Source organism: Mesorhizobium sp. M7A.F.Ca.CA.001.10.2.1 (assembly GCF_003998575.1).
Classification (GTDB): domain Bacteria; phylum Pseudomonadota; class Alphaproteobacteria; order Rhizobiales; family Rhizobiaceae; genus Mesorhizobium.
The window spans coordinates 1-3,894 of record NZ_RZQY01000591.1 but is presented as its reverse complement, the minus strand read 5'-3'; the positions used below and the strand labels follow the sequence as shown (position 1 = coordinate 3,894).

Here is a 3,894-nt window from a genome sequence, read left to right as displayed (position 1 = left end):
TTCCTGAGCAACTGGTTCCCCACGTCGATGGTTGCCGCCAACGAGCCGGTGGTCGAAGAGTTTCGCACCATGCTGCTGGCTATCGACCGGCAAGGTCTGGCGGGTCTGTTCGCAGCGGTTCGCGACGCCGATCTTCGCCGCACCGTAGCACTGATACCGCGGCCGACGCTGGTGATCGCCGGTCGGCACGACACGGTGACAGCAGCCAGCCACGGTGAGATGATTGCCGCGGCGGTGCCCGGCGCGAAGCTTATAGTGCTGCCCGCGGTCCATCTGTCGAACATCGAATATCCGGCAGAGTTCATCCAGGCTGTGGTCGATTTCCTGCGCTGAACTGGAGCGCGACGGAAAGGCGTCCGGCACCAGTCCGGCGGTCGCCGAAACGTTCAAAGGACGTACTGGTTCAGAAGGCGGGGCGGCGGCCTCGGTCAACGTGAGCGCCTCGGTGAACCGAGCCATCTGGCGAAAAGCTTATTCAACGCCTTCGGAACGATCCCGTCACCTTGCCATTATCAGCACGAGAGCCGGCTCGGACAGGCAAGCGCCGTGACCCGACCTTAGAGGCGGCCGATGACTTTCGAGCGCCAACACGAACACACCGGAGGAAGCGATGACTGGACGCAAAACCCATGACCAACAAATTCGCATCATTGAAGAGCGGGAAAACACAAAGAATGCCGGCAAGGATTTCGATTCAGAGGCGGATCTGAAACGATCAGCGGCGGAACGCGAAGCGCTGCGCAAAGGATCGGACATGAGAACCGACACACCTAACCTCGTCGATCCGGACGACCGCAACATCCTTCGCGGCAAAAATCAGGAAAGCGTCCATCACAAAAATCGTCCTGACGACTAGATGAGCACCGATCCTGGAACATTTGTCATAGATTGGAGGCAGCCCATGGCACGCGGGAGCAAGAAACACATCGGAGCAGGTTCACAGGGAAAGGGTTCTGGCACAGGCGCCATGACCGTAACGCCAAAGGACAAGCTCGAAGAAAACCAGGTTCTGTCCAATCGCGACAAGGCGCAGCATTCCAAAGAACGCGGTTTGGACTCCAGGCAGATCGCGACCGAGCAGCACCAGGATCATGCCGCCAACCGTTTGCGAGACTGACGCCCTCGGGGCGCCAGCCTCGGCACGGCTGCCTGGGGAGCGTCGCTATTTGACGCCGAGACTTTCGGGCCAAAGCGCCTGGATTTCTTTCGGCAGGGCATCGCGCACCTTGGCCGATTGGCCAAGATCAATATGCCGTGCAAGAACTCGGAACACCGAGCGTGCCGCCTCCTCGGGATCGACGGGGCGGATCGATTTCAATTCCTCGCCGATGTGCTGCGAGAAGTTTTCAAGGGAGCGCGTTTTGTCCGGCTCGGCTGCGGGCCGGTAGTGGTCGTAATAAGCGCCGCGTACCAGGAGCGGCAGTTCCGCCCCAAGTTTGGCCGCAAGCCCGATCTGCAGCCTGTCCCTTACGGTCCGCAAGACCGCGCCCAATATGTGCCATGCAATCCGCCGATCCGGACCTCCATGATCTCGTCGAGCCAGATGTTGGTCGTCTGCAGCGTCCTGTCAAAAACATCCAAACCGGTAGCGCTCATCATCGCCTCCTCATCAAATTCATGTCTGGTTTCGAAACGATGCTCGGGGACAATCGTTTCGCTATCTGTCGGCAAAATTGGCTCGGTCGGTGATCCGGCTCTGCTCCGGGATCACGGAACGGCTCTTGGTTGCGCTGGAACCCCTTCGGAAGCAGTTCGTTCCTTGGGTGGGCGGCTTTGAGGAGTTGGTTGGGTGGGGGAGCGCGTCCCGCAACAGGTTTTTTGCGATGCCTGCAAGGAAGACAAAAACCGATGAAGGCGAGAACCGGCAGCAACTCCTGCAGATGATGACCACGGAGCATTTGGTGCTCGGGACCGCCAGAGCGGCGACGATTCAGGAGGCGAATCAGCGCGCAAATTTGTTCCTGACTTCGGTATCCAGCGCCACGATCGCCCTTGCCTTCGTCGCCCAGGTGACAAGGATGGGGCTTCCTTTCATGCTGTTCAGCCTGATCCTGTTGCCATGCCTCTACTTCATCGGGCTGGTGACATTCGTCAGGGCTGTGCAGGTGGCCATCGAAGACATGGTCCACGCCCGTGGCATGGCGCGCATCAGGCACTACTACACCGAGCTTACTCCCTCGATGGCGCGCTACCTGGTTCACTCCACTCATGACAACCAAACGGCTCTGCTGGCCGATGTCGGCCTCAAGCCAAGGCCCTGGCAAGCGTTCGCCGGAACCGCAGGGATGGTGAATGTCGTCAACGGTGCCATCGCCGGTGTCTTTGCCGGGGTGATGCTCAAGGTTGTCATTGGCTCGACAGTCAGTCTCGCCGTGACTGTCGGCATTCTAGCCTTTGCGGTGAGCAATTGGTGCCTCTGGCAACATCACACGCGCAGTTGGGCAAGCGCGGAACACAAGCTGAAGGTGTTGTTTCCGAACGTGCCGGACAGCGACGGCGACGCGCGGATCGGATAACCCGTTCGAGAGGGACGGCAGAAGCACCAACTCGCTAGGCGGAAACCTCAAGCACGATCTTGCCACGCACATGCTCATTTTCCAGCCGTTCTTCCGCTTTGGCGACCTCTCCAAGAGGGTACGTGGCTTGCACGAAGGGGGTGACCTTGCCGGCCTCGATGAGGCGGCCGATCTCGGCAAGATGCGCCGCATTCGGTTCGGCCAGATAGGAGACGCCACGCGCCCGGCGCAAATTTGCCTTTTCCTGCGACGGTTCGGAAAGAGTGGAAACGAGTGTTCCGCCTGGCTTGAGCACATCCCAGGAGCGGTCCTGCGTGTCGCCCGCGACAAGGTCGAACACCAGGTCGACCGCATCGACGACCTCTTCGAAACCCTGGTTCTTGTAGTCGACCGTCTGATCGGCGCCGAGCTCACGGACGAAAACCACGTCCTCGGCGGAAACGGTTGTCGCGACGAACGCGCCCGCGGCCTTGGCGAACTGGATCGCCAGATGACCGACGCCGCCGGCGCCGCCATGGATGAGAACCCGTTGCCCGGATTTGAGGCCGCCATGGTCGAACAGGCCCTGCCATGCAGTGATGCCGGCAAGCGGCACCGCCGCGGCTTCGACATGGCTTAGACGATCCGGTTTCGCAGCCGCCTCCGTCGCCTTGACCACGACAAATTCGGCATTGCCGCCCCGGTCATGACCAAGCATCGCAAATAATGGGTCGCCCTTCTTCAACGTATGCGCCCGCGTGCCGCATATTTCCACCGTGCCGGACACGTCGCGCCCGAGCGTGACCGGCAGGGTTTCGCTCGTCGAACCTTCGCGGATCTTGTAGTCGATCGGATTGACGCTCGCGGCGCGAACCCTGAGCACAACCTCGTCGTCAAGCGGTTGAGGCAAGGGGACTTGATCGATCGAAACAACCTCAGGTCCGCCAAAAGCATGGATGCGGGCTGCTTTCATGTCGGCATATCTCCTGTTGTTTGGCTGTCGGCGACGGTGTCTGCTGGGCTGTCGTCAGCGGCTGTGCAGCCCAGATTGCGAAGGCAGGCACACCGGTTTCCCAGCGGGCCACCGCCGCTGCAAGGTCGCCACTCCTGCTAGGCCGTAGACAGCGTCGGCGGGTTTTGATTCACATGGCGGCAAGGCTACAACCAGACTTGCTGGCTTTCTAACTGGGTAGCAGGCCGTTGGTTCCAACCACCGCAATCGGCTGAACGTGGTGCCGGAAATTCTCTCCTCGGCCAGAGCATTCAACCAGTCTGATCCATCCGGCCCTTATGCACACAGCTGTTTTGAGTAGCGACGCCGAGGAGAGAGGCGGGGGGCGAAGCTGCTGGCGCGCTGACCTTGGAGATCGGATTGAATCATTGCTGGTGGGTCGCAGGG

General features: G+C 60.5%; 4 protein-coding genes and 2 pseudogenes. 4 read left to right on the top strand and 2 right to left on the bottom strand.

Annotated features, from left to right (window positions below):
* From EN964_RS27955 to EN964_RS27945, 3 genes and pseudogenes are all read left to right on the top strand, one after another.
* Positions 1 to 333 (top strand): annotated as a pseudogene (locus EN964_RS27955) (alpha/beta hydrolase); the annotation flags it as partial.
* A gap of 277 nt (positions 334 to 610) precedes the next feature.
* On the top strand, positions 611 to 856 hold the full coding sequence (locus EN964_RS27950; protein ID WP_127271942.1) for a hypothetical protein: 246 nt from the start codon (positions 611 to 613) through the stop codon (positions 854 to 856).
* Between the two features lie 45 nt (positions 857 to 901).
* Complete coding sequence (locus tag EN964_RS27945) at positions 902 to 1,117, top strand: hypothetical protein (RefSeq protein ID WP_127271940.1); 216 nt, start codon at positions 902 to 904, stop codon at positions 1,115 to 1,117.
* Positions 1,118 to 1,162: 45 nt separating this feature from the next.
* On the opposite strand, the pseudogene EN964_RS27940 reads toward EN964_RS27945, so the two are convergent.
* Positions 1,163 to 1,596: pseudogene (locus tag EN964_RS27940) on the bottom strand (DUF2267 domain-containing protein).
* A 125-nt stretch (positions 1,597 to 1,721) separates the two neighbouring features.
* On the opposite strand from EN964_RS27940, the gene EN964_RS27935 reads away from it, so the two are divergent.
* Positions 1,722 to 2,516 (top strand): hypothetical protein, encoded by a 795-nt coding sequence (locus EN964_RS27935; protein WP_236382652.1) that lies wholly within the window; start codon positions 1,722 to 1,724, stop codon positions 2,514 to 2,516.
* A gap of 34 nt (positions 2,517 to 2,550) precedes the next feature.
* Here EN964_RS27935 and EN964_RS27930 read toward each other — a convergent pair whose 3' ends face one another.
* Positions 2,551 to 3,468 (bottom strand): NADP-dependent oxidoreductase, encoded by a 918-nt coding sequence (locus EN964_RS27930; RefSeq protein ID WP_127271019.1) that lies wholly within the window; start codon positions 3,466 to 3,468, stop codon positions 2,551 to 2,553.
* Positions 3,469 to 3,894 lie beyond the last annotated feature (426 nt).

What these genes read in the sequence shown, in the direction of transcription:
- EN964_RS27930 (WP_127271019.1), bottom strand. Translation starts at nt 3,468, where the DNA reads ATGAAAGCAGCCCGCATCCATGCTTTTGGCGGACCTGAGGTTGTTTCG.
- EN964_RS27950 (WP_127271942.1), top strand. Translation starts at nt 611, where the DNA reads ATGACTGGACGCAAAACCCATGACCAACAAATTCGCATCATTGAAGAG.
- EN964_RS27945 (WP_127271940.1), top strand. Translation starts at nt 902, where the DNA reads ATGGCACGCGGGAGCAAGAAACACATCGGAGCAGGTTCACAGGGAAAG.